Raw genomic sequence first — 25,550 nt, forward strand, 5'->3', positions numbered from 1 at the left:
ATCATATGAAGAACATAACAAAATATATCCCTATTATATTGGCGCTGCTTATGACATATGATCTGTCTGCACAGCAACAGCGGCCCGTACAGTCTTTGTACATGTTTGATCAGTTATTGATCAATCCTGCATATGCCGGAAGCCAGGTGCAGCTCAGCGCCACCGCTATCTATCGTAACCAGTGGGTGAACCTGGAGGGTGCTCCCAAAACGCTGACCACTTCATTGCAATCCAGTTTATTGAGGGGCAAAATGGGGGTGGGGCTCGTTCTCGCCAAAGATGTAATTGGTGTGCATGAAGACTTCAGTCTCTTCGCCAGCTACTCCTATAGAATTAAGATGAAGAGCACCGGAGGCACCTTGTCTATGGGGCTGCAGGCAGGGTTCAATTCCATACAGTCAGATTTTACTAAAACAACGGTGCCCTCTGTTGGCCAGGGTGGTTCGGGCACCCCCGGTACCAGCGACCCTTTTTACCGGGCTACCAACGCGCTCAATCCGAATTTCGGAGGGGGTTTTTTCTACACCAACAAAGCCTTTTACCTGGGGCTTTCCGCCCCGGTGCTGTTAAATAATGAGATTATCCAGGATACTGAACTGGCTTTGGAGACTATAAAGAACACCCGGACCTATTTTGTGAGTATCGGAAATACTTTTCCAATGTCGAAAGACTTTAAAGTTATCGGGTCTACTTTGTTGCGCTTCCAGGAAGGCGCTCCCTTCAGCTTTGATGTCAATGCCAACGGTGTGTTCAAGGAAACCGTTGGATTGGGGATCAGTTACCGTCTGGTAGAAGGCTTCGTCTACTTATTTGAGTTGAAGATCAATGAAAATTTTCATGTAGGCTATGCCTATGACATGACTACTTCAGGTCTGGGCAGAGTTTCTAACGGTTCCCATGAGTTCCTGCTCAACTACCGCATCAAGATCCCAAGCCTCCATAAGGGGTTAGAGTGCCCGTCTTATTTTTAATGGAGGTTTATTAGTCATAGGCACCCTGGCGCGGAAGTTACCCTGGCTCGGAAGTTACTTCCGTGCCACATAACCATGCAACAATTCAGCAAGCCAAAGATGAATAAGGGAGTAAGTCAAAGTAAAGCATAAAAGAAAAAAGTAGCCGAGTAAAATAAGCACGGAAGAAACTTCCGTGCTAGAGTTGTGCTAGAGTAGTAGCTATTTCCTCCTTAGCCGTTCTACCTGTAATTCCTCAAAAACAGTCACGTTCATTAGTATAAGGAGCATTCCATAGAAAATATCTTCAATGGGGATGGTGCCTATTCTTATGCCCAGGTTCTCGCTGTTATCATACCAGACCACCTGATCCTCAATGCCTGAACCCGTGAGTATGCCGTTGATGATGAAAAACGGGATGAGTATGATCAGGTAGGTGAAGTAAAACCTGCCGAGGTAATGAGCCTTGAAAAAATATACATGCATTATAAGGAAGGCCGCAAGACTAATGAAAGTAACAGAAGTATAAATTTTTCCCAAGTTCAGGAGCCCTGTTACCAGTAAAACAGTGATCAAGAGCCAGGTAAGTGGTTGTTTTATCTTTCCAAAAGGCTCTCTTTTGATCAGGTGGGTGAAGGCAAAGTAGGTAAACACACAGGCATAGGGGATACAGATAAAAAAGAGCCACTCTTCCAGGGGCAGGTTGATGATGGTGACCCCGGTTAGATAAGTAGCGTTAAACCCCCATACACCCCAATGGGTATACAATACGTCCCAGGCAATAAATATGGCTGCTGGCAGCAGTAGTGCAGGAAGCAGGTAACGCCATTTTTTTGAAAAATTGGCCCCGGAATAGAAGCTGCATGCCAGGGGGATGGATATAGCTGCCAGATCTAACAGGAGATATAGGTAAGCGGAACTCATATTCAAATCCTACACATTACTGTTTTTGGCTTCATATTGCTTTGGGGCATAGAGGAAACCAAAGGCTTCACCGCCTTCCTTAGTGTGTTTTCGATGGTGGATATAGTGAGCATTGATCATCCGGTTGAGGTATTTGCTTCGTTTTTTGGGTCTCCATTTAATACGCTGGTGTACAATGATATCGTGGAATACCAGGTAAAATACACCATAGGAAAAGATACCGATGCCAACAGATAATAAATACGGGTTAAATGTCACTACCGTGGAATAATAGAATAGTGCAATGCTGGGTAAGCTGAACACCAGGGCGAAAAGGTCATTTCTCTCCAGTGTATGGTTATGCTTTTGGTGGTGCGAGCGGTGCCACACCCACAGGAAACCATGCATAATATATTTATGGGTAAACCAGGCCACAAATTCCATAAAAAGGAATGTGGCGGCTGCAAGGAGGATGCAAAGAAAGATTGTCAAAAGGCCTGTCATACATCTTCTATTTAAACAGTTACAAACTTTTTTGCAAAATAGTTTTCCAGTACCCGGTGCCTGTGGTCGAAGATAGCCTCAACCTGCCTTCTCACAAAAAGGCTGTTGGCCATTCGCCCGATGAACCCGAGAGGTATGGCGTAGTTTACTTCATCGGTCATTTCAACGCCCTGTTCCGCTTCCCGGAAATGATGCTGGTGGTGCCACAATTTATAGGGCCCGAAGCGTTGTTCATCCACAAAATAATAAGGCTCCACCACATGAGTGATCTCCGTTGCCCAGTCAACCGGTATGCCTGGCAAAATGTTTATTTTATACAGGATCAGTTGTCCGGGGTACATCTTTTCATTTCCTGAAAGATACTTGATCTTGAATCCCATATGAGGAGGGGTAATTTTCTGGAGATTTTTTGGTGTAGAAAAAAACTGCCAGGCCTCAGCAAGTGAGATGGGTAAGATCTGTGCTCTTTTTAAATTATATATCTTCATGCGCTGTATTTATTTATATTTAGTCTTGAGATATGAGATGTGAGTATTGAGAAGGGGTTATACCACCAATTGGCTTTGCGTGTCAATTTTTTACTCACGACCCTTGACTCTGTACTCACGACTCTCTTTTTTGCCTACTGCCGACTAATGTTTCGTCACCTCATCACTCTAACGCCATTTTATATGCCTTTATCGCTCTTTCCCTTGCCTTTTTATGGTCGATTATTGGTTTTGTGTACTTACCCTCTGTTAGTTCTGGTATCCATTTTTTAACATATTCCTGTTTTGGGTCAAATTTCTGTGCTTGCAACTCAGGGTTGAACACCCGGAAATAAGGCGCTGCATCCACACCGGTGCCCGCTGCCCATTGCCACCCTCCATTGTTAGAGGCCAATTCATAATCCAGTAGCTTTTCCGCAAAATATGCTTCTCCCCATCTCCAGTCTATCAGCAGGTGTTTCGTTAGAAAACTGGCGGTGATCATCCTCACTCTGTTGTGCATATAACCTGTGGCATTTAACTGCCGCAAACCGGCATCCACTACCGGATACCCTGTTTGCCCTTTGCACCAGGCTTCAAATTCTTTTTCGTTGTTGCGCCATTTGAGGTTGTTGTATTTTGTCTGAAAATTTTCACTGACCACTCTGGGAAAATGCCAGAGTATCATTTGGTAAAACTCACGCCAGATGAGCTCATTGAGAAATGTGCTGCTCTTTTCTTTAGCGGCAGTCGCTATTTTACGGATGCTTACAGTGCCAAATCTCAGGTGGATACCCATACGTGAGGTTCCCTGCCTGGCCGGATAGTCACGTTCCTGCTTATAATGTGCTAAGGTAGTATCCGATAGTTCCGAAGGGGGATATGAATGCTTAGAATGTTCAAAACCGATCTCGTCCAGGTTTATGATGGGCTTAAAAGGCTGTTTTACAAAATTTTCAAAAAGTAAGGCAGACGGAAGCGATTCATAATCCTTTGAAGAGATAACCTTAAGCCACTGTTTGCTATAAGGTGTGAAAACTACATAGGGTTCTCCATTTTCTTTTGTGACCTCCGATCGTTCCAACAGCACCTGATCTTTGAAAGTGATAAAATCAATGTTGCTGTTTTTAAGTAGATCAGCGATGCTTTGGTCCCGTTTACGGGCATATGGCTCGTAGTCATGGTTGGTGTAAACCTTCTGAATATTATGCGTTTTTATGAGCGTATTCCACACGGCATCCGGTGTGCCATATTTTACAACAAGTGATGTGTTTTTTTGCTGTAAGGCCTGGTTGATAACCGTAATTTGTTCATGAATAAATGTCACTCTGGGGTCATCTTTTGGCAGGTCATCCAGTATGTTTTTGTCAAATATAAAAAGCAGCAGTACTGGCGCATTATCCTTCAGCGCATAGTAAAGCCCCCTGTTATCGTCAAGTCGCAGGTCTCTTCTGAACCAAAAAACATTTATGGCGTCCATGGGCGGGTCAGAGGCTATAGTTTTTGATATGATGCCCAATATTCTGAATGATCATATGCAGCCAGGAGGTGTATCGGTCAGGATTACTGCTCATATCCCTTTTCAGGTCATGCAGGTCTACATATTTCCAGTCTTCCACTTCATGAGGATTCACCACGGGCTCTCCGTCAAAAAAGCCGGTAAACACGTGGTCAAATTCATGTTCGGTCAGTTTGTTATCGAGCTCAACTTTGTAGATAAATTTATAGAGAAAGGATGGCCGCAGGTCGATTCCCATTTCTTCCATTAACCGTCTTTCTGCGGCTTCCTGTGTTGATTCTCCGGGTCGCGGATGGCTGCAGCAAGTGTTGCTCCAGAGCTCTCCGGAGTGGTATTTATTGCCTGCCCTTTTCTGCAACAGTAGTTCTCCTTTGGTATTAAATACTAACACTGAAAAAGCACGGTGCAGCAGCCCTTTTTGATGGGCAGCCAGCTTTTCCATAGTGCCTGTTTCGTTGTCTTTGGCATCAACTAATATCACCTCTTCCATTTCAAATAAGGTTAAATCTGTGTTTTATGTAAGTATAAAAAAGTATTGAAAATTTATGTTGATTCGGGATGCGTATACGCTTTTTTAGTACACTTCCCGATGGCGTTTTTCTGATCTTTTTGAATAAAGCATAGTAGTAAACATAGGAAAGATATACCCCGAAACGGGCGCATTTGGGAAGTTTTCTGATTCCTTCAAAGGCTATTCTAAAATCTTCTTCTATACTCTCTTCTATTTTTTGTTTGGTATTTTCATCAAAGACCCTGATATCAACATCCGGAAAATAGGAGCGGCCCATGTGTACATAATCTTCCCTGAGATCGCGCAGAAAATTGATCTTTTGAAAGGCTGATCCCAATTTTCTGGCATATGGTTTTAGATGCTCATAGGTTGTTTTATCACCATTGCAAAACACTTTCAGGCACATGAGCCCTACTACTTCAGCGGATCCATAAATATAAGTATTGAAGCTATTGATGTCATAACGAACCTTTTTCAGGTCCATTTCCATACTTTTTAGAAAATGGTCGATCAACTCCAGGTCCACTTCATATTTATTAACAGTCTGTTGAAAACTGTTGAGAATAGGGTTCAGGCTTATCTTCATTGCAATAGCCTGATAAGTATCCTCCATAAATTTATGTAGCAGTTGTGCTTTGTCGTAATCATGAAAAGAATCCACTATCTCGTCAGCAAACCTAACAAAACCGTAGATGGAATAGATAGGATCACGAATATCTTTATTCAGACAATAAATGCCCAATGAGAACGAAGTGCTATAAGAGTTTGTGGTCAACCGGCTACACCGGATGGATACCGCATCAAAAATCTCCTTCATGTTCGTAAGTTTTTATTTTGTATTAGCCCGGAGAGAAAAACTCCCCCTCCCAGTCAAGTTCAGGTTGATTCAATCTTTAGTCCTAAGTCTCGCATCTCATATTTCATATCTACCAATTACCTCTCCGGCAACTACCTGCCCTGATATTATAGATGGAGGTACTCCCGGACCAGGCACAGTAAGCTGGCCCGTATAAAATAAATTGCGCACCTTTCTATTGTGAATTGAAGGCTTTAGAATGGCCGTTTGTCTCAGCGTATTGGCCAGTCCGTAGGCATTCCCTCTGAAAGCGTTATAATCCTCAATAAAATCATTGTGTGCATAGCTGCGTTTATAGACAATATGTTCTTTTAGGGCTTCGCCCGTTAGCTTTTCGATACGATCCATCACCAGGTCGTAATACCGCTCTCTGATCTCCATCCTGTCCTCTAATCCGGGAGCAACGGGTATTAGTACGAAGAGGTTTTCCATACCTTCCGGTGCACAACCGGGGTCGGTTTTTGATGTGCAACAGACATAGAACAGTGGTTTTTGGGGCCATCCCGGCTGTTCATAGATCTCTTGTGCGTGTTGCTCAAAATCTTCATCGAAAAATAGGTTATGGTGCAGCAGATGACTGATCTTTTTATCTACCCCTAAATAAAATATTAGTGATGAGGGCGCTAATGCCCTTTTATCCCAGTACTTCTGATCATACTTTCGATATTTTTCAGGAAGCAGGTGTTGTTCGATATGATGGTAATCTGCACCCCCAATGATTATATCGTGCTCAATTAGTGTATTATCAACTACTACACCTTTAGCATGATTTTCTTTGACCTCGATGGCAGATACTGCTGCATTGTACTCAAACCGGACCCCTAGCGACAATGCCAAAGTTTCCATAGCCTCTACAATTTTATGCATACCTCCTTCAGGATACCAGGTGCCCAGGGCCATGTCGGCATAATTCATCAAACTATACAATGCAGGAGTTTTACGGGGCATTGCTCCCAAAAAAAGTATCGGAAACTCTAGCAACTGGATCAGTTTTGGGTGGGAGAAATATTTACGTATATAGTTGGCAATGGAGTTAAATACATGCAATCTGAAGATGCCATGCATCAACCTCATATCCAGAAACTCTGTAACAGACCTGCCTGGCTTATATACCAAGTCATTGATACCCACCTCATATTTGTAGGCAGCTTCTTCAAGAAATTGCCGGAGATTTGTAGAACTTCCCGGCTCTATGGTATCAAATAAAGCATAGATGTCCTGAAGTGCAGCGGGAATATCAATGCTTTCGTCTTTAAAGAATACTTTGTAGGAGGGGTTTAAGCGTTGTAGTGTGTAATAGTCGGAGGTGGATTTACCAAACCGGTTAAAGAATCTTTCGAAGACATCAGGCATCCAATACCAGCTTGGGCCCATATCAAAAGTAAAGCCCTGAACATCAAATTTCCGGGCTCGACCTCCAGGGGAGGCGTTTTTCTCAAATACCGTAACGTTGAATCCTGCGTCAGCCAGGCAGCAGGCTGCAGAAAGCCCTGCAAAACCTGCCCCTATTACGGCTATCTTTTTTTTACTCATTCAAAACATTCAGGTAGAGTAAGCTACCAGCTTTTTCTGTATCTCCTTCCTGGCATGGAAGATACGGTTCTTTACTGTTCCAATAGGGATCTCCAGGCATTCCGCAATTTCATGATACTTATACCCATCAACGTGCATTTTGAACGGTACAAGCAAATCTTTTTTTACCCCATTCATACAGTTAACAATATCCTTGTACTCGTAGCTCGAGTCAGGAGAGTTAAAGGTATGGTTGTCAGGAACATTGAGGTAGTATAATTCTTTGGTATCATCGTGGGTGGTTTTGGCCCTTTGTGCTTTTCTGTAATTGTTGATAAATGTATTTCTCATGATGGTATACAACCATCCTTTGAGGTTAGTATTCTGTTTGAATTTATCTCTATATGTAAGTGCTTTAAGTACGGTGTCTTGAATTAGATCTTCTGACTCTTCCTGATCCTTTGTAAATCTTCGGGTAAATAGTTCTAAAGTGTCTTTCAAGGAAGCTATTCTATGGTTGAATTCGATTACAGTCATATCTGTTTAATAATTTTAATTAAACGTTGAACAAAATTAAACTAATCAGCCGACATTTTCTAATATTGTTTAGGCTTTTATTGGGTAGTCTGAACAAAATTATTTTATACCAGTTGATACGTGGATAAATGAAAAATCCATGCTAGAAATTTGTCGTATTACGACTGATGCTAAAGGAGATCCTTTAAATCCTTTGCATTTTGAAAAATATGGATGTTTTTGGGAAATGAGGAACTTAATTCCAGGACAGGTTTACCGGTAACGTATATTTGGCAAGTGTAGAATTTCTCCGACAACAGGGTAATAAATTCCTCGATATCTTTACCTCTTGGGGAGTAGGTGATGCAGGTGACTAGGTGGTTTGGTTTCAGCGTGTTAACTACTTCTTCAAGGTCTTTAAGTGGTACATATTGACCCAGGTAAATAGTCTTGTAATTTTGTTTTTTCAGCAGGTAATAAAAAAATAAAAGACCGATTTCGTGCAGTTCATTTTCCGGCAAAAACAAAAGTACTTTTTCTGCCGAATCCTCACTGTTAAGTGGCAAACCATCTATAGCAACAATGATCTTCTGCCTGACAAGATTAGATACAAAATGTTCCTGGATGGGGGAGATATTATCCGAGAGCCAAAGTATGCCTACTTTATCAAGGAACGGATAAACGATGCTCAGTATTGTTTTTTCAAACCCAAACCTGACAATATAGCTGGAGAGGAGTTTGTCAAATTTGACTTCATCCATTTCTACCATGCACAGGGTTAGCTCATCTACCAACAGGTCAAGGTCTGACCTTTCGGAGGTGAGTTGCATTACTTTGGCGCTTATATCATTAGTGGACAGGGCAGCGATCTTAGAGATCTTATAACCATGACCATTAAGGATTGAAATATTCAGTATCTTTTTTAGGTCATCATCGGAGTAGTATCGAATATTTGTAGACGTGCGTTGAGGTTTTATAATACCATATCGTTTTTCCCAGATCCTTATCGTGTGTGCCTTTATGCCCGATAGTTTTTCGAGTTCTTTTATAGAATATTTACCCATTTGGTTTTGGTATCTTGCTTTAAAACGTTAGGCAATATGCTTTGGTTTAACTTGTAGGTATTGTTCGCTCACAGACGGTTTTTGTTCAATAATGAACAGGCTATTCTTTGCAAATTCCTCAAAATTACTGCAATATAGGCCATGGCATAGTTGTTGGCAAATGTTTATTTCCAAACTCCCAAAGCCATGATAGTTAACTACTTAAAAATTGCCTTTCGCAATTTTACGCGTGACAGAGGATATACTTTTCTCAATATCCTCGGACTTGCGATCGGTATGACCAGCAGCTTGCTGATATTGCAGTATATCAATCACGAATTCAGCTATGATAAGTTTCATGAGCAAAGCGAACAAATATACCGGGTACGCTATGATTTTTACAAGGGCGGTGAGCAGGTTTTTAAATGTGCCACCGCTTTTCCCAGAGTAGGACCTGCCATGAAGGAAGAGTTCCCGGAGGTAAACGATCATGCGAGGCTTTTTCTGAGATATGGTGGTGGGATTGTACGTTATGATGATGTCAGCATTCATGAGGATAACGTATTTCAGGCAGATCAGAGTTTTTTTGATATTTTTTCATATCCGTTGATTGCAGGTGATAGGAATACTCTGTTAAAAGAGCCAAATACAGCGGTTATCTCCACCGCGGCTGCCAGGAAATATTTTGGGGAGGATGATCCGGTAGGCAAACGAATTAAGTTTGGAAATAATGAAGATTATGAGATCCGAGGTGTTATTGAGTCGCCCGAAAATTCCCATCTGAAAATCTCCCTTTTATTATCTTACCCCACTCTGGTGCAGCAGATCGGAGAGGAGTTTAACAATGCATGGGGTTGGTACGACTTTTATACTTATCTGCTACTGGAGCCAGGGGCAGATATAGCCGGCCTGCAGGCCAAATTCCCGGCTTTTATAGAAAAACATGGTGGTGAAGGGGCCAGCGAAAGAACGAAGTTTATACTACAACCTTTGGAAGACATACATCTCTACTCTGATCTTATCCAGGAGGCACGAGTAAATGGAAACGGCCGGTCAGTTTACTTTCTGATACTCATTGCGTTCTTTATTCTGGTAATTGCATGGGTAAATTATATTAATCTTTCTACTGCACGTGCTATGCAAAGGGCCAGGGAAGTGGCCATAAGAAAAACTGTTGGAGCTGTTAAATTTCAGCTTATCAAGCAGTTTATGTCCGAATCTTTTTTAATGAACCTGTTCGCAGCCCTTGTTGCCATTGGTTTGCTCTATCTGGCCGTTCCTTTGTTCAACAATCTTGCCGGCAAAAATTTGACTGTAGATATCAATGATGTTACCCCATGGTTTTATCTGGCCGGTATGTTTATTTCTGGTGCTCTGCTGGCCGGTATATATCCGGCTTTTGTATTGTCGGCCTACAAACCGGCCCTTGTATTAAAAGGAAGTTTGAAAGGATCCCGAAAAGGCCTGATGCTCAGAAAAAACCTGGTGGTGATCCAGTTCATTGCTTCGGTTGGGCTTATTACAGGCACTTTAATAGTCTATCAGCAGTTACGATTTATGCAAGATCAGGACCTTGGGATCAACGTGGATCAGACACTGGTGATCAACGGGCCAGGGATAGTTGCCAACGATTCACTATATGAAAATGATTTAACTACGCTGAAGAAAGAATTGCTGAGGCACTCACATATCAGCAGTGTGGCAGCCTCAACAGAGATCCCGGGAAATCTGATTTATTGGACCAATGGAGCCAGGAGACTGGATGAAGCTCCTGAAAAATCTACTATTATGTATAAAGTAGGGATCGATTACGATTATCTGGCCGGGTACGGACATCAGATAATAGCAGGAAGGGGTTATGCTCCTGAGTTTACGGCAGATGACCGGAGTGTAATCTTGAATGAAAGGGCAGTTGAAGTACTGGGCTTTAACAATGCTAATGCTGTCGTTGGTGAACGGGTAAGAATAGGAGGAGACACTTTGGCTGTTGTGGGCGTAGTTGCCAACTATCATCAGGAAGGGCTCCAAAAAAACTACGATCAGATCGCTTTTCTGTTGAGGCCCGGAGCCCGAAACTACTATTCAATGAAAGTTAGTATGGCTGATCTGGGGCAAACGGTCGCATATATAAAGGAACACTACAAACAGATATTTCCGGAAAATCCGTTCGATTACTTTTTCCTGGATACCTTCTTTAACAGCCAGTATAAGTCTGAGCAACAGTTTGGCAAAGTGTTTGGCTTTTTTGCGTCACTGGCCATCTTTGTTGCCTCTCTTGGCCTTTTTGGGCTGGCTTCCTTCACTGCATCACAGCGCACCAAAGAGATCGGCATTCGAAAGGCGCTGGGCTCCACTGTGCCCAATATTTTTCTCCTCCTGTCCAGAGATTTTATAAAACTGGTGCTTATCGCCAGTTTTATTGCGGTTCCCTTGATCTGGTTAGTGATGGATCAATGGCTTAACAGTTTTGCCTTCAGGGTAAGCCTGGGTCCGGGCATCTTTGCAGTCGCCATTCTGGTGTCCTTATTGGTTGCACTCATTACTGTTAGCTATCAGTCTGTTTCCGCTGCTATGGCGAACCCGGCCAAGGTGCTTAAATATGAATAATTTTATAAAAGACTGTTATTCTGGAATAACATTTTTTTTTCTTCACCAAAATCAAAACTTTATTTTGATTTTGGTTTTATTATTTATTAAATAGCGCAATTAATTGTTGAATCAGTCAGGTGAAGAAACTCTTTTTGAACAGCACATTTGATCATCTTTCACTCTCTTCCGTACCCGGGAAGAAGAGTTTCGGTTGCGCACCTCTCTATGCATTATTCAGCATTTTTCGATCTTGCAAATTATTTCCAAACCTAAACCATATATTTTATGTTGAAACGTTTACTAATTACCTGCATGGCCCTTTGCAGCGTTTATGCTACATACGCTCAGAACGGCCCCATCAGACAATGTCCTGCTCACGAAATCCTTGAAAAGCAGAATCAAAACGAGAAAATAGCCCAGAAAAGACAGCTTGTTGAAAATCATACCCGTGCATTCCTTGAGAAGAGGAGCAAAGGGCAAATACAAGCCCGAACAGGGGTACTTACTATTCCCGTTATTGTACATGTAATCTATAATACTACTCAAGAAAACATCAGCGCAGCTCAGATCCAGTCTCAGATAGATGTACTCAATGAAGACTTCAGGATGTTGAACAGTGATGTTAGCGGGGTTCCTGCAGAATTTACTGCTGCTGACGTTAAAATTGAATTTACGTTATCCCAGGTTACCAGAAAATTCAGCTCCAAAACTTCCTGGGGCACAAATGATGCCATGAAAAAGTCGTCACAAGGTGGCGTTGATCCGATAGACCCTGCTAACTACCTGAACATGTGGGTATGTAACATAGGTGGCGGTATTTTGGGTTATGCCCAGTTCCCAGGTGGCCCTGCCTCAACGGATGGTGTTGTAATGTCGCCTCAGTACTTCGGTAGCCGCGACAAGCAACCTTCAGGAGAAACATTTTACCTGAGCTCACCATTTGACAAGGGGCGTACTGCTACTCACGAAGTTGGTCACTACCTGAACCTTCGACACATCTGGGGAGATGGCAACTGTAATGCCGATGATTTTGTATCAGATACACCTGTTGCCGGAGGGCCTAACTATGGATGCCCCAACTACCCTACAAAATCATGTAATAATAATGGTGGATTCACCAGCGATATGTTCATGAACTATATGGACTATGTGGACGATGCCTGTATGTTTATGTTCACTGCCGGTCAGAAGGCAAGAATGGATGCTATCTTTGAGCCGGGAGGCGCCAGAGAAGGCTTAGGAAGCATCTCAGGAGGCTGCGAATTGCCAGCTCCTTCAGGTTTAGCGTCTTCTAATATAGATAACAACAGCTTTACACTGTCATGGTCTGCAGTTTCAGGTGCAGCTTCTTATGATGTAAGTGTTGGTGGTAATGTAACTACCGTATCTGGTACTTCAGCAAATATCACAGGTCTTACTGCTGGTACTGCCTATGCTTGCAAAGTAAGAGCTAACTGTGACAGTGGCAGCGGTGCTTACTCTTCAGAGATCACTGTTACCACTACCGGTAGCAACTGCGTGGCAGGACCTGTTACATTGACGCTTGTTTTGGATAACTATCCTGCTGAAACCAGTTGGTCGGTAACTTCAGGCGGAAGCACTGTGGCTTCAGGAAGCGGTTATTCTACAAAAGGTGGCACCGTTACGGAAACCTTTAATGTGGGCGCTGGCGCTTATACCTTCACTATCAATGACTCTTATGGAGATGGTATCTGCTGCTCTTATGGCAACGGATCTTACACTTTGAGAGATGCTAATAATAATGTTATTGCATCAGGCGGTAACTTTGGGTCTACTGAATCTGTAAACTACTGTACCGAAGGCGGCACAGCCGATACACAGGCGCCTACTGCTCCCGGCAATCTTTCCGCATCAGGCGTAACCCAGAACTCTGCTACTGTTAGCTGGAGTGCATCTTCTGACAATGTGGGCGTAACAGGTTATGATGTATATGTTAATGGATCACTTAACGGTTCTACAACATCTACTTCACGCACTATTACAGGACTTACTGCCAACACTACTTACACCGTGGCTGTAAGGGCTAAAGATGCTGCTGGTAACCAATCTGCTGCTAGCTCAATCAATGTGACTACACTTTCCGACAACATAGTTTACTGTAGCTCCAAAGGTAATAGCACCAGTGACGAGTGGATACAAAGAGTGCAGTTGGGTAGCATCAATAATAATTCAGGAGCCAATGGCGGATATGCAGATTTTACTGCTCAATCAACCTCATTGAATAATGGTTCAAGCTATACCATTACTATTACTCCTGGATGGTCAGGTACTGTTTACCGCGAAGCATATGCAGTATGGATAGACTACAATAAAGATGGGGACTTCACTGACGCTGGTGAGCTGGTATATAGCAGAAGCAGAACAAATGCCTCTTCAGTAAGTGGTAGCTTCACAGTGCCTGCCAACGCACCTGCAGGCGCCACAAGAATGAGAGTGTCTATGAAATATAATGCTAATCCATCTTCCTGTGAAACCTTCAGCTATGGTGAAGTTGAAGATTACACCGTAGTGATCGGTGGATCAACAAGATCTGTTGAAGTAGCTGAGAAAGCAGCATTGGGATTACATCCTAACCCTGCTATGACATATACTAATGTTCACTTCACAGTTGCAGGTGAAGCTAAGGATGTAAACCTGAGTGTATTCGATGTAATGGGGCACTCGGTATATCAAAAAGCTCTTGGCCAGGTAAGCGGCAGTCATGATGAGACTGTTGATATCAGTGGCTTGAAAAAAGGCCTCTATCATGTAGTGATCAGAGGTAGCAACGTCAACCTAACCCAGAAGTTGTTGGTGAAATAATCATCCATCAACTTAAACCTAAAAAGGTTGTGTCGAAAGGCACAACCTTTTTTTGGTGGTTATAAGTCTTACTTAGCGGATGGCCTCGCAGGGCTTGCAGTGCAGAGGTAACATTGGTTTAACAATACAGATCAATCCTTCGGTATTCTCTGCCTCTCCTCAGTTTCTTCTGTGGTAGTCATGGATCAATTGTATCATTTCCTAAACAAAAAAGACACAAGCCTGGGAATCCCGTTTCTGTCATCCTCATCAAACCATTCTGCGAGGTGATCACACGACAGGCCATACTTTAGAGCAGGAGTAATATAGTCTGATATGTGATGGGTAAAGCAATCCAGCACAAATGTGCCTTCATCAGTTTCAAATCTGGCCTTGCTGCCCTTATATTGCTTGAATGGATGTAGCTCGCAAATATAAAGCGCTCCTCCGGGCTTTAGTACAGAGGATGCCTGGGTAAATATATTATCAAGATCTTCAATATGTTCCAGTACCAGGCTGAATGTAATCAGATCAACCGGTGCTTCCACAAAGTTCCAGGGTTTAGTGAGGTCGGCTTGTTTGAAATTTACTTGGGCAGCTCTGACCTTTTCCTTTGCTTTATTGAGCATTTCTTCAGAGAAATCAACAGATGTCAGAGAGGCTACTTTTTCTGCCAACCATGAGGTATTCTTGCCGGTTCCGCAGCCTAATTCCAATGCCCTGGATATAGGAATGTCAGCAAGTACATCTCTCAACGCACGGGCTTCCAGGTCCCTGGTTTTATTGATCACAGTATCGTAGGTAGCTGCCCACGAATTGTAGCCTTGTTGGTTTTTCATAATGATTGCTGGTTATTCAAGACGTGAATTTAAGAAATAGAATGTGAAAATATTCGCCTCAGAAGGTGAAGGTTAACAAAAGGATAACATCACGGGTTATTCTTAAAATAATGCGAAGATGAAAAAATTAAAACTAACTCATTTATACCTGTTTTTCTTAATAATGTGTACCACTACAGGTTGTGAACTGGTAGGCGATATCTTTGAATTTGGTGTATGGGTGGGGGTGATCCTGGTGGTTCTGGTGCTGCTATTTATCATGTGGTTGGTAGGGAAGTTTTTCCGTTAGTGGATCCTAGTTCCTGTCAAGAATGGCTGTCGTCAGATGTAGGATCATACGCTTATTTTAAAATAGTGGTACATCAGGTGCTGCCCTTTTGATGTGATCAATATGGCTCTGGTGTTTTGTTTTTTTCTTATCCAGTCCTGCTCAAGCATCCTATTGAGCAATGCAGCCCCCAAAGCTCCTGCTAAGTGATGCTTTCTTTCACTCCAGTCGAGGCACGGCCGTGCAAACGCTCTTTTTTTGTTCTTTAGCTCATTGATTTTTATGCCCAGATCAAGAAAAAACCTTTCCCCTTGAAAAGTAACATCAAAGGTGTTATCAACAGGTACAATAAATTCCTTTTTGATCAGGCTGTCTGTGATTAGCACACCCACTTTTCCTGCCAGATGATCATAGCAGGTTCTGCAATGCCGGATAGGATCATCGTGAGATCCGGAAATAGCTTTGTTGTTTTTTTGAGGAACAAGGTTAACAACAGCCTCTACAGCGTAGGCTACCTCCGGTTTAGAGTACCGGTAGTATCTGTGTCTTCCTTGTCGCTCTACCTGCACAAGATCGGCCTGAAGCAGCTTATTGAGATGCATACTGATATTCTGTGGCGAGGTATCGGCATTAAAAGCCAATTCTGAGGCTGTATAGGCTTTACCATCGAGCAATGTCCACAAAATATTTGACCTTACCTGATCGCCAATCAGCGAGAAGAGCTCTCCGATCTGTTCTTTCATGGCAGTTATATTTAAATCTGTAGTGAAATGTAATAATAAAAATGGAAATCTGAATTGAAGATTTGCTGTATTTTAAGGTGCTTTTCGTAAAGTTGGTTGTGACAGAAAGTTACTTAAGGAAGGAGAAAAATTCTATGCTCAAATCTGAACTCAGCAAATGCCTCGATCGATTACAGGTAATAAGTAATGAAATGAGAAGCAAAGGTGTTGAAGTACGGATACAGAAATAAACCAAATAAAGAAATTGATTCTCGACTAGTGGCCAGGTATTTTTTCTATCTGTCTTTTTTGCACTCAATTATCCTGTGAAAGATTCCAACTTTTTCAGGTCCTCGTTGTCAAACTTAACGACACCCAGCGGGATTTTACCTCCAATATCTTGCTTGATTTGATCTTTTTCGGCTTCGGAGAATCCGCCACATAGCTCGATCACCTGAACGCCTTCCGAAAGGAGTTGCTTAATTGCTTCGGTGGCTTCCTTGGTATCGGAAACACCAACTATTAGAGTTTTGAATTCATCAGTTTCCAAAGAAGCCCTTTGATATAGCGATGAATAACTTTTATGTTTTACAATAAAGGCGTAGCGGCTTAGTGTGGTCATCTGTTATTTAAGCTATGCTGTACAACAATAAAAATATAGTCGCCTAAAGCGTTCTCATACTCCTGCATCACCTGATCAATTTCACCACTATTAATATCGTTTTTAAGCTTTTCCAGTCCTTTGTCAACTTCTGTTTTGTTGGCCAGCGCTGCGAATGATGATATGCCCTGGCGAACCTCAGGATTAAGATACAACTTTGGATTGTGCTTCCCACTGTATAAAAACAGGTCTTCCAGATCGGAATGAATAAAATACGGTTCTGTGTCAGTAACCTGCAGGCCGGAAGCATCCAGGGCCACTTTAATTTTTTCCGGTGAAGGCATTTGTGCTATTGAATCCCTAAGCATATACGGAAAGTAATGGTTCAGCCAATAGCCACGCATTTGTTCAGGAGTGGAGGTGAATATCACCATCTTGCCATTTTTCTTCAAAACTCTGCTCATTTCAAGAAATGCGGTGTGGAGGTCTGTCCAGTGATGAATAGTAAGTGTGGCGACAATGCCGTCAATGCTGTCTGCATTCAAGCCTGTGTTTTCCGCATATCCTGATCTCCAATCTATTTTCAGAGATTTGAGCCGGGCTTTTTCCAGCATTTCCGTTGAAGGATCGATGGCAGTAAACCGGTATCCTTTTTCCTGTAGTTTTAAGGTGTAGTTGCCGGTGCCGCAGCCAATGTCAAGATATAGTCCTTCAGCCCGCGGAGACAGCAGCTTCAATAATCTTTCTGTAAGATATTTATCGGCTTTCCGGGTGGTGTTGTAGTTAATCCCTATGGTATCATATTTTGCCTGCATATTCTTCTTCTCTCAGTTTTGCATACCTATGCTCATCCCAGATTTTTCCATTCTTTAAAACCGCGTGTTTGAATATCCCTTCCTTTTTATATCCATTCTTTTCAAGCACCCGCATAGATACTGTATTATATTCAAAAACACCTGTATGAATACGTACCAAATCAATTTGTTGAAAACCATAGGCTGTCAAAAGTTTGACGGCCGTAGTAGCAATGCCTTTACCCCAAAATGGCTCTCCCAGACAATAGCCTATTTCGGCTGTTCTGCGATATACATCCTTTTGAGGCACCAATCCTATAACACCGCACAATTCAATATTGTACTCAATAGCAAAAGTGAGTTTTGGAGCCTCCTGATCAGTCAACCGAATGAAATCCACAGCATCTTCCTCGGAATAGGGGTGAGGCATATAGTCTCTCAGGTTATCCCACACCTTTTTGTTGTTGGCTAATAATGCCAGCTTCTTTTTATCCGATAAATCAAGCCCCCTTAATCTTATCGGGCCATCTTGTAGCATATTATTGACCTTTTTTTACTTCATCAAACATACGCTTTACCTGTAGGTCACCAAAGCCATAGATGCTTTCTCTTTTGCAGAATTCTCTGAAGACAGGTCCGAACTCATCAGTGTTAAGTTCATCTATAATATCGATAAGCGTTTGTTGTGGTTTACCCGGGTTATTGTTTGCAGGAATTCTATCAATATGGGCTTGAACGGCAGGTTGTAGAAAGGGAAATTTAATTTTCAGTTTCCCTGTTATATGGAGCATTTCTCCGGTTTCATTCAATTGGTAATGCCTCCATAACCTTCTAAGCAGGTCAAAATCAATGGGCTCTATGCTTATTCTGCTCTCAAATGCTTCGACCAGATTCGCACTACTCATACTGCCAAAGCCATATTCATGGCCAACCTGTGGTCTCACAAGCCAGATGTGATACTGTTTGTGTTGCCCGTATAACAGGTGAAGTATAAACCAAAGATTAACCTGACAGAAAAGATCATCTTCGAACCATAAGTTAACGACTGAATTAGCAGGAATGAGTCTGATCTTGTAAAATTCGTGCGCTGTTTCTTCATAATAATCTTCTTCACTATATCCATGATAGGTAGCGCTAATAAAGTAAGCCCTTGTGGCCAGCAATTCTTCAAGGCTGCGCCCTTCTACATCACCATCAACCAGACATTCACGTGCCACTACAATCTTTCCGGGTATAGACTTTGGAAACTGCTCTTTCAGAGCGTCTCCGTTGAGTATATGGTACTGTTCTCTCATAGGTCTATTTTAAAGTACATTTTCAGCTTTTCGAGGAAGCTAATTTCGTCTTGTAACACCAACTCTTCTGTGAATTGGTTTTCAGTTATCTTCAGTTTGTCAGTAGTAAGTGTCACTCTTCCCTTTTCCGTAGGAATAGAAATCAACTTCCTTTGAGTAAAATGTGAGGCTGGGTTGCTTTGGTGATAAATGCACATGCCTGCAAACTCTGAAAATTCTCTGGGAATATTTTTAAACATAAATTCAGGTACTGCTGTTCCGTTGTCGATTTTATTGACCCTGAGATAGTCGTCCTCTGTTGTGTCTATCATAAAATGACCTCGCGCATCAGGTTGGATATTGTTCATGGTGATTTCCAAAGGGGAAAACATGAATTCTCCGAAGCCTACATCCGTTAAATATTCAATACCATCGAGATTAACTACAACAGACAGATGATCATATTCCTGACCGTAACCTTTTTTCTGATCATATACGCGAGCAGAAACCATTTTGGCGTTAAACCCTATGGAGATAAGTAATTCATAATACAATCCATTGAGCTCGTAGCAAAATCCTCCTCTTTTATTTAATACTACTTTGTTATATATTTTGTTGATGTCCAGGGTGATTGGTAGTCCATAATGGATGTCAAGATTTTCGAACGGAACGCTGAGAAGATGCATTTTTTGCAGCCTTTGCAATACCTCCAAAGAGGGCCGCAGGTCACCTGTATAGTTTATTCTTTCCAGATACTTCTGTTGATCCATACTTAAAAATAACCTAATCTGTGGTGATTTAAAAGTATGAAATTGTTACTGTCTAACTTCTTCAATAAATGTCATTAAGGTACCTCCATGACTTAAAGATGTATTGAGATAATTAGTGTCTCTAAGAAACGTCAATGTCTGCGTTACGCTTGTTCCAAAAATGCTCTCCTACCTTAGTACGCTCCGCTTTTTGGAACTTCGTCCCGCTCTTTGGCGGGAACGTTTTCTTAAAGCCACTTAGAGTTTTCTTGGAGGCGCTAATTAATTAGTACCGGGTATTGAGATAGCGCGAAGACTAAAATCGTTGTATGAAAACCAACAATTATCCTTATTAACAATGTTCGGATGGAGTTAAACGGCGATCTTTTATAAGACTTCGTGGCGACCGTTGTCAAGAAATTTGATTTGCGGCAGGTCCTTATGCTTATTGAAGTGGTCAAATGCGGTTTTCAGCTCGTCCCAAAGCGCCAGTTTATCGCGATCGCTTTGATATTCTGCTTTCAATTCACTATAGCTGTCGTCTGTCATGTATAGAGGGAAAATCGTTACCGGTATTTTCTGCTGACCGCTATCTTTGGCCTCTATGGCTATGATATAAAGCTCTTTGATATAATCGTCCGTTATAGGCAGACAGCCAATGGTCACACAAGCCCCGTGAATAAAAATATCTCCTCCGAGGTTTCCTTGGGTGCCCAAAATCCTATCCGACTGATTAGGATAGTTAATGCCTAGTGACAAATGAAAATTGCTGGAAGGGTTAAATCTGTCGATATGGTAAAAGCCTTCGGGGATTTGCAGGTCGCCCTGTTCCCGTTTTGGACCAGGAATACCCGAGGTCCTGCATACATCATATTCTTTAATCAATTGGTAATGATCATCTTCCATATTTTTTGCCCAAAGCTCAATTTTCTTATCTTCTTTGAACGCTCTAAGATAGATTTGTAGTTGCTGTGGATCAATGGAATGGCTTTCCAGAAGTACTTTTATAGATAACTCTTTTTCCACGTATGCTGATCTAACCCGTGGATACCGCTTTTGCTCGTCTTTAAATGAACCAGAGCTAAAGGCAAACAGGGCAAGTCCGAAAAATAGAGTGATGGTGACTGTTTTCATTGAGGGCTATCTTCTGAACTGAATGTTAAGGATACAATCCGCCATTTTCCATCGTGATTCAGCAAAGAAAAGAGATCAGTTCCCTTCCATTCCATCATGTTTTTTTCTGAACCAAATCTGGCTTCATATCTGACCCATGCCTGTGCAAGGCCATTTTTAACGGTTATCTGAATGTCAATGGGTTTTTCTTCAAAAACAGGCTGACTATCCGGGCCAAGATGCGTTTGAGCTATGAATTCATCAATTGTAGTGATATGCACCGATTCATTATTTTCTCCTTCTTTCTGCCATACCGTGGTGATTATGGCATCATCCCAAAAGTAGCTTCGGTAGGTTCTCCAGTCTCTTCGAGTCATGGTTTGATAGTAGGAAATGAGGAACATGTTTAATTCCTCTTTTGTGGAAAGCTGCTCATTTATAGTTTTATCATTACCACAACCATATAAAAGTGGTGTTAACACAAAAATGACCAATACAGACGTACTAAGTGTCTGCAAGTAAACGTTCCCGCCAAAGAGCAGGATAAAGTCCCAAAAAGCGGAGCGTACTGAGGTACGAGAGCATTTTTGGGGCAAGCCTAGCGCAGACATTGGCTTTTTCTTAGAGACACTACTACTTTCATCACTGACCTGATTAGCAAGTAAATATAATTAAATTTCTGATGTTGAACACCAAGAAGTTATAAAGCTCACCTATCCCGTACCATAAGAATAGGTGAGTTAGTACTGTTAGTGTTTAAAAGTATATTGGGCAGATACGGTAAACCAACGGCCCTCCTGAGGATAAGCAAATCTGGTGGCCCCTCCCTGGTAATACCTGGTGTCAAGCAAATTCTTAACCCTCAGATCCATTACCAGGTCTTTAATTTTAACGTTCACCCCTGTGTTTAATATAAAAGCCGCATCCACATAATTGTCGGGTATGCTGGTATCTGTTCCAAGCGCTGTTATAGGAGAAAATTGCTCAGATACATACCTGGCCCCAAGGTTAAAAAGTACATTTTCTGAAAGATGATAAGTACCTATAATGTTTGCGGTAAAAGAAGGGACGTTGGCAATTTTGGAATCATCCACACCATAGTCTTTCGAGTTAACTGCATGTTGGTAAGTAGCATTGGCCATGAGGTCGAAATCACCCAGTTTCGTTCTTACCTGCTCTTCTATACCCCAGCTTGTAAGCGAACCGGCATTTCTGTACTTGGGATCTGCAGGCCCTGCATTGGGGTCGCGATAGATAAAATCTGTTAAAGACTGATAAAAGAAATTGATATTGTTGAATACGCTGGAGTAGAACAATTTGGAATCGAGTGTAAGCTGCACAGCCTGTAAATTTTCAGGCTTCAGGTCTCGTGAACCGGAGTATGAAGCTAAGCTATTATAACGGTACCAATAAGGTGCATCCACAAATGATTTGGAATACGAGAGCTTAATATTTTGTGATTCGGAAGCCTCGTATATGAAAGCAATTCTCGGACTTAAGGCCGTTACATTTTCTCCCTCATGGCGATCTTTATTGTCATAACGTATGCCTGCGTTGATCAGTAAGTTGTCTGTGAGGTTGTGCTTCCATTGAGTGAAGGCGGAATAAATGGTCTCTTCTCCCGGTTCAAGCAGCGGCACAGTAGTATCGAGGAAAGTATTAAGTACCCCAGTTCCTCCTGCAGCCTGTGCAAAGAAACTGTCATAGACATTCATCCAGTCAACTTGTGTGCCAATAAGGACATTACCCTTTCCATAGTTGAACGTCAATTGACTTATCCCACCCAAATCTCTGTCCCACCAGAACACAGCAAGGTTGATAGGAGGGGTGCCTGAAGCAACCAAATTGCCAAATAGATTGCTGTTGTCACCATAAAGATCAATTCTAAAGTCGACAGATTTTCCGAAGGATGTTCCATACCCCACTTTTACACGTCTCATTTCCTGGCCGAGACCGGGCTCCTCGCCTAATATTTCATCAAAATCACCGGCATTGTATAACTCGCCTGTGCCTCCTCCATCGGAAAAGGGCTGCTGTATCTTACCTCTGGTGGTATTGAAGAAGAAGTCGAACTTACCGATATTGGCCTGTAATCCTATGTCATAATCTCCCTGCACAGTACCCAAATAGGCCACCCCATCTTGTGTAGTGAAAGAGCTATAATCGTCAGCAGCATTAACTGCTCTTTTTTCACCATCGGCAGCGTAGTGATGACCCCAAACTAAAATATCTTTATTTTCACCCAAACCTGCACCTGCAACAGCCGACACATATACCTGGCCATGACTTCCTGTGCCCACCCTTACCCGGGTGCCCTCCAGCTCGGCTCCATCAATAGTGATGATGTTGATTACCGCTGAGAGAGAAACATTGCCATAAAGTGAAGAACCAGGGCCTCTTACTACCTCGATTTGCCTGATCTTATCGAGATTGATACTATAATCCGGGTTAGCCATAGAGTAGGCTCTCGAGTTTAGTCGTTGGCCATTGACCAGGAATAATATCTTTTGCTGCGATGAGGCATAGATACCACGCATACTCACGTTCATTTCATTGTGATCCTCCACCGATGTAATGCCCGGGACATAAGTGATAAGGACCTCTTTCATGTTTCTGGCCCCAATGGCATTGATCATGTCTCGTGTAATTACCGTCATTGGCACAGGCGCTTTTAACATTGTTTCAGACTGTAATGATGCAGTCGTTACCTCTATGTTCATTAATTCTTCAAGGGTCATTGTGTACAATGTCGTGTCGGGTTCTTGTGCATTTGACATTGCTGAAAATAGCATTAGGAGGAGCAAGAGTCCAAACTTTTGAGTGTTCATAGTTGTGGGAATTTAATGTGAAAAAATAGACAACATAAGCAACTGGAAATCAAAAAATTGTTAATGAGTAAAAAATGCCCAGTTAAGTAAATTATTAAATTATTTGATCAAAGTCAAGCCATGCAAGCGTTTGCATTAGTGTATTTGTCATCAATGCATCTAAAATCAAGGGATTATTTATTTTCAAATGCCGTCATCCCGTATGTAACGCAGTGAAGATCCGGGATCTCCTCGCTATTGGCAGTGTCCGGGCTTCAGCTTCAGCCATGGATCAAGGGGATCCGGAATATTTTCTCCGTTGCTCTGCGAAAATTTCAGGATAACATGGTATAAAACATATGGAACATTGGCAGGAGCTATAAGAGGGCAAGAGTGGGAGTAACCTCTTTAATTAAGAGAATTGTCATATTGCCCTTAGTGTCTTTTACTAAGCCATTATAAGCGAGTACGGGCGATGAACGGATTGCCAACCGGACCAGGACACACAGTGAAGGGACGAGATCAGACCCTCAGCTTGTTGCACAGTTCAAGGAATTCGTTCTTAAACTCCGGAAGTTGAGGCAGATTAAGATCGCCTAACTTGCGATTTACCCGCTTGGCTGCTTGTGAATTTAAATCACTCAGGTAGTTCTGCTTTACCTCTACGGGCGTGTGGAACTCGTTGTGGAAGCGTTGCTTTTCGCGCTCTGTGCATTCTTTTATTCTCCGGAATTTTTCTCGTTCATGGACATTGAGAAAATCATTCTCTGATTTCCTTAACACTGGATCGAACGCCTTCCGATCCAGAAATCTGATCAGTTTTTTTCTTTTTTCTTCAGCATTCATAGTCGTATAATCGAATTATCCATTCCTTTTTTTAACTCCACATTACTCTAATGTGGAGGCATTTCGGATCTTTTTCTCGGTTTCTCTATCCACATCTCCGATGTTATGCAGTTCATCGAAATTCGTAAATCCACCGGTTTTTTCCCGGTATCTGACAATAGAATCGGCTGTCGTATCATTTATTCCAATGATATTTTCTACAATATCCTTTTTGGATGCCTGGTTAAGATTTATTTTGAAAGCCATAGCTGTTTGTTTTTTTACTTAATCAATAAAAAAATCTGTGCCAAAGCGGAAGTATGCTGGCTTTCAATGCAGTTTAACATTGATGGTGTGAAATAAAATCATCAGGATGTGGCGGCAAGGCAAAGCCTGTGGATCGATTTAACGAGGCTTGCCAGTCCAATATAAGACGCAACGTTCAAGCATGGGGTAGCCTTTGAGCTTTGGATGGTTAAATTCTTCCTTTAGGGTCATGCCTATTTTCTTCATTACTTTTTGAGAAGGTTTATTTACTTTTGGTGCAATGGCATATACCTCTTCCAGGTCTGGTTTTGCCAGGGCATATTCAAGACATGCTTTGGCAGCTTCTGTGGCGAAGCCATTGTACCAATCTTCTTTCCTGATACGCCAGCCCATATCCACAAAGGGAGGGAACAGGCCAGTGAAATTCTGATGAAGAAGTCCGGTGAAGCCGATAAATTGCCCGGTATCAAGCCTGTCAACAGCAAAATAGCAGAAACCATGTTGGCTGAAGTGCTCTTGCATTCTTATTATAAATGCCTTTGATTCCTGTTTTGATGTCACACCAGGAAAGTACTTCATCACCTCATGGTCCTGATTCATCTTTGAGAAAGGTGGGAGGTCACTGTCTTGCCAATTTCTGAGGCCAAGCCTGTCCGTTTCGATGACGTAGTTGATCATGTGATTTGTATTACACTTTTGAGACAGCCCCTTTTATCTATCAATGAAAATATGATCAAGATTGACTAAGGTGGTTGTGATGCGATCTTTTCATATCACACCCCATCTACAACAATCATTTGTGTATTAGCGGCCCTTTGTCTGATTACTTTTGCTTTTGTATAGTTTGCAGAACTCCACCATGCCTTGGCACGTTCTACGGTTGGGAACTCCAGCACAACGACACGTTCTGGTTGCCAGTCACCTTCCAGCGTTTCGGTATGTCCACCGCGAACGATAAACTTCCCGTCATATTCAGCAATTGTAGCAGGGGTAAGCTTTTTGTATTCTTCATATTCCTGCGGGTCGGTAATTGAGATATCTACGATAATATATGCAGCCATATCTGAAAATTTTTATTTAACGTGAGTTCGATATAGTAGAACCGATTAAATTGTATTC

27 protein-coding genes are annotated in these 25,550 nt (G+C 42.1%); 4 read left to right on the top strand and 23 right to left on the bottom strand.

Features of this window, described 5'->3' with window-relative positions:
- Window positions 1–5 precede the first annotated feature (5 nt).
- Window positions 6–971, top strand: a complete 966-nt coding sequence (locus C900_RS15590; protein WP_009580997.1) for a PorP/SprF family type IX secretion system membrane protein — start codon at window positions 6–8, stop codon at window positions 969–971.
- A 201-nt stretch (window positions 972–1,172) separates the two neighbouring features.
- Here the strand turns inward: C900_RS15590 and C900_RS15595 are convergent, their stop codons facing one another.
- The 9 genes from C900_RS15595 to C900_RS15635 form a co-directional block, all read right to left on the bottom strand.
- On the bottom strand, window positions 1,173–1,874 hold the full coding sequence (locus C900_RS15595) for a lycopene cyclase domain-containing protein (RefSeq protein WP_009580998.1): 702 nt from the start codon (window positions 1,872–1,874) through the stop codon (window positions 1,173–1,175).
- A gap of 9 nt (window positions 1,875–1,883) precedes the next feature.
- Window positions 1,884–2,357: a sterol desaturase family protein gene (locus tag C900_RS15600; RefSeq protein ID WP_009580999.1), complete on the bottom strand. Its 474-nt coding sequence runs from the start codon at window positions 2,355–2,357 to the stop codon at window positions 1,884–1,886.
- A gap of 11 nt (window positions 2,358–2,368) precedes the next feature.
- On the bottom strand, window positions 2,369–2,845 hold the full coding sequence (locus C900_RS15605; protein ID WP_009581000.1) for an SRPBCC family protein: 477 nt from the start codon (window positions 2,843–2,845) through the stop codon (window positions 2,369–2,371).
- Between the two features lie 163 nt (window positions 2,846–3,008).
- Window positions 3,009–4,304 carry a cryptochrome/photolyase family protein gene (locus tag C900_RS15610; protein ID WP_009581001.1) on the bottom strand — a complete coding sequence of 432 codons (1,296 nt, stop codon included), beginning with the start codon at window positions 4,302–4,304 and terminating at the stop codon, window positions 3,009–3,011.
- 7 nt (window positions 4,305–4,311) lie between these two features.
- Entirely contained in the window at window positions 4,312–4,833 is a 522-nt protein-coding gene (gene idi, locus C900_RS15615; RefSeq protein ID WP_009581002.1) for an isopentenyl-diphosphate Delta-isomerase, read from the bottom strand.
- 1 nt (window position 4,834) lies between these two features.
- Window positions 4,835–5,671 carry a phytoene/squalene synthase family protein gene (locus C900_RS15620; protein WP_009581003.1) on the bottom strand — a complete coding sequence of 279 codons (837 nt, stop codon included), beginning with the start codon at window positions 5,669–5,671 and terminating at the stop codon, window positions 4,835–4,837.
- Window positions 5,672–5,767: 96 nt separating this feature from the next.
- Window positions 5,768–7,243, bottom strand: a complete 1,476-nt coding sequence (locus C900_RS15625; RefSeq protein ID WP_009581004.1) for a phytoene desaturase family protein — start codon at window positions 7,241–7,243, stop codon at window positions 5,768–5,770.
- A 9-nt stretch (window positions 7,244–7,252) separates the two neighbouring features.
- The gene (locus C900_RS15630) at window positions 7,253–7,759 is read right to left on the bottom strand and encodes an RNA polymerase sigma factor (protein ID WP_040496896.1); all 507 of its coding nucleotides are present in this window, start codon (window positions 7,757–7,759) and stop codon (window positions 7,253–7,255) included.
- Between the two features lie 170 nt (window positions 7,760–7,929).
- The gene (locus C900_RS15635; RefSeq protein ID WP_009581006.1) at window positions 7,930–8,802 is read right to left on the bottom strand and encodes a MerR family transcriptional regulator; all 873 of its coding nucleotides are present in this window, start codon (window positions 8,800–8,802) and stop codon (window positions 7,930–7,932) included.
- Window positions 8,803–8,988: 186 nt separating this feature from the next.
- Between C900_RS15635 and C900_RS15640 the strand changes: the two genes are divergently transcribed.
- Both C900_RS15640 and C900_RS28530 read left to right on the top strand, forming a co-directional pair.
- On the top strand, window positions 8,989–11,388 hold the full coding sequence (locus tag C900_RS15640; protein ID WP_009581007.1) for an ABC transporter permease: 2,400 nt from the start codon (window positions 8,989–8,991) through the stop codon (window positions 11,386–11,388).
- A gap of 267 nt (window positions 11,389–11,655) precedes the next feature.
- Window positions 11,656–14,193 carry a fibronectin type III domain-containing protein gene (locus C900_RS28530; protein WP_083867507.1) on the top strand — a complete coding sequence of 846 codons (2,538 nt, stop codon included), beginning with the start codon at window positions 11,656–11,658 and terminating at the stop codon, window positions 14,191–14,193.
- Between the two features lie 194 nt (window positions 14,194–14,387).
- Here C900_RS28530 and C900_RS15650 read toward each other — a convergent pair whose 3' ends face one another.
- Window positions 14,388–15,011, bottom strand: coding sequence for a class I SAM-dependent methyltransferase (locus tag C900_RS15650; protein ID WP_009581009.1), 624 nt, complete (start codon window positions 15,009–15,011; stop codon window positions 14,388–14,390).
- Between the two features lie 118 nt (window positions 15,012–15,129).
- On the opposite strand from C900_RS15650, the gene C900_RS30255 reads away from it, so the two are divergent.
- A complete protein-coding gene (locus C900_RS30255; protein ID WP_009581010.1) occupies window positions 15,130–15,300 on the top strand; it encodes a hypothetical protein in 171 nt (56 codons plus the stop codon).
- A gap of 44 nt (window positions 15,301–15,344) precedes the next feature.
- Here the strand turns inward: C900_RS30255 and C900_RS15655 are convergent, their stop codons facing one another.
- The 13 genes from C900_RS15655 to C900_RS15715 form a co-directional block, all read right to left on the bottom strand.
- On the bottom strand, window positions 15,345–16,022 hold the full coding sequence (locus tag C900_RS15655) for an ArsR/SmtB family transcription factor (RefSeq protein ID WP_009581011.1): 678 nt from the start codon (window positions 16,020–16,022) through the stop codon (window positions 15,345–15,347).
- A 298-nt stretch (window positions 16,023–16,320) separates the two neighbouring features.
- Window positions 16,321–16,623: a DUF6506 family protein gene (locus tag C900_RS15660; RefSeq protein ID WP_009581012.1), complete on the bottom strand. Its 303-nt coding sequence runs from the start codon at window positions 16,621–16,623 to the stop codon at window positions 16,321–16,323.
- Complete coding sequence (locus tag C900_RS15665) at window positions 16,620–17,417, bottom strand: class I SAM-dependent methyltransferase (RefSeq protein WP_009581013.1); 798 nt, start codon at window positions 17,415–17,417, stop codon at window positions 16,620–16,622. Before C900_RS15665 ends, C900_RS15660 begins: the two co-directional genes overlap by 4 nt.
- Entirely contained in the window at window positions 17,401–17,934 is a 534-nt protein-coding gene (locus C900_RS15670) for a GNAT family N-acetyltransferase (RefSeq protein WP_009581014.1), read from the bottom strand. Before C900_RS15670 ends, C900_RS15665 begins: the two co-directional genes overlap by 17 nt.
- Window position 17,935: 1 nt before the next feature.
- Window positions 17,936–18,691, bottom strand: a complete 756-nt coding sequence (locus C900_RS15675) for a DUF1835 domain-containing protein (protein WP_009581015.1) — start codon at window positions 18,689–18,691, stop codon at window positions 17,936–17,938.
- Window positions 18,688–19,440, bottom strand: a complete 753-nt coding sequence (locus tag C900_RS15680) for an arylamine N-acetyltransferase family protein (RefSeq protein ID WP_009581016.1) — start codon at window positions 19,438–19,440, stop codon at window positions 18,688–18,690. The genes C900_RS15675 and C900_RS15680 overlap by 4 nt, the downstream gene beginning before the upstream one ends.
- 366 nt (window positions 19,441–19,806) lie before the next feature.
- Window positions 19,807–20,553, bottom strand: coding sequence for a L,D-transpeptidase family protein (locus tag C900_RS15685; protein ID WP_009581017.1), 747 nt, complete (start codon window positions 20,551–20,553; stop codon window positions 19,807–19,809).
- Window positions 20,550–21,143, bottom strand: coding sequence for a nuclear transport factor 2 family protein (locus C900_RS29940; protein WP_009581018.1), 594 nt, complete (start codon window positions 21,141–21,143; stop codon window positions 20,550–20,552). Before C900_RS29940 ends, C900_RS15685 begins: the two co-directional genes overlap by 4 nt.
- 138 nt (window positions 21,144–21,281) lie before the next feature.
- The gene (locus C900_RS28535; protein ID WP_083867508.1) at window positions 21,282–23,360 is read right to left on the bottom strand and encodes a TonB-dependent receptor plug domain-containing protein; all 2,079 of its coding nucleotides are present in this window, start codon (window positions 23,358–23,360) and stop codon (window positions 21,282–21,284) included.
- A gap of 501 nt (window positions 23,361–23,861) precedes the next feature.
- Complete coding sequence (locus C900_RS15700; RefSeq protein ID WP_009581020.1) at window positions 23,862–24,185, bottom strand: hypothetical protein; 324 nt, start codon at window positions 24,183–24,185, stop codon at window positions 23,862–23,864.
- 42 nt (window positions 24,186–24,227) lie between these two features.
- Window positions 24,228–24,431: a ComEA family DNA-binding protein gene (locus C900_RS15705; RefSeq protein WP_009581021.1), complete on the bottom strand. Its 204-nt coding sequence runs from the start codon at window positions 24,429–24,431 to the stop codon at window positions 24,228–24,230.
- Window positions 24,432–24,569: 138 nt separating this feature from the next.
- Window positions 24,570–25,109 (bottom strand): GNAT family N-acetyltransferase, encoded by a 540-nt coding sequence (locus C900_RS15710; RefSeq protein WP_009581022.1) that lies wholly within the window; start codon window positions 25,107–25,109, stop codon window positions 24,570–24,572.
- A 95-nt stretch (window positions 25,110–25,204) separates the two neighbouring features.
- Window positions 25,205–25,492: a DUF1330 domain-containing protein gene (locus tag C900_RS15715; protein WP_009581023.1), complete on the bottom strand. Its 288-nt coding sequence runs from the start codon at window positions 25,490–25,492 to the stop codon at window positions 25,205–25,207.
- Between the last annotated feature and the right edge of the window lie 58 nt (window positions 25,493–25,550).

This window comes from Fulvivirga imtechensis AK7, assembly GCF_000331535.1.
Lineage (GTDB): Bacteria > Bacteroidota > Bacteroidia > Cytophagales > Cyclobacteriaceae > Fulvivirga > Fulvivirga imtechensis.